This is a genomic window from Mesorhizobium prunaredense (assembly GCF_900156895.1).
Classification (GTDB): Bacteria; Pseudomonadota; Alphaproteobacteria; order Rhizobiales; family Rhizobiaceae; genus Mesorhizobium; species Mesorhizobium prunaredense.
In genome coordinates, this window is the sequence record NZ_FTPD01000076.1 from 1 (window position 1) to 313 (window position 313).

The 313-nt window shown below is 60.7% G+C and carries 1 protein-coding gene; it reads right to left on the minus strand.

What is annotated here, in order from left to right; genetic code table 11:
- Positions 1 to 313: cation:dicarboxylate symporter family transporter (locus BQ8794_RS32000; RefSeq protein ID WP_143744803.1), on the minus strand; the 313-nt coding region annotated here is incomplete at both ends.

Below are 313 nucleotides of genomic sequence, written 5' to 3' on the forward strand. Positions count from 1 at the left end.
CGACGGGCGCGGCCCTCATCAGAATGCCGACCAGCTTGAACACCGGCGCAAGGAGCGCCTGAAGCAAAGAAAGCACAGGCTTGCCCGTGTCGCCGACCATCGCCAGAGCGATGCCGAACAGGACCGAGAAGAACAGGACCTGCAGGATGTCGCCTTCGGCGAAGGCACCAACGATCGTTATCGGGATGATGTTCATCAGAAAGCCGGTCACGGACTGCTCGTGGACCTTGGCGGCATAGCCCTTCACGGCCTGAACATCGAGCGACGCCGGATCAATGTTGAGGCCAGCACCTGGCTGAACGACATTTGCGAC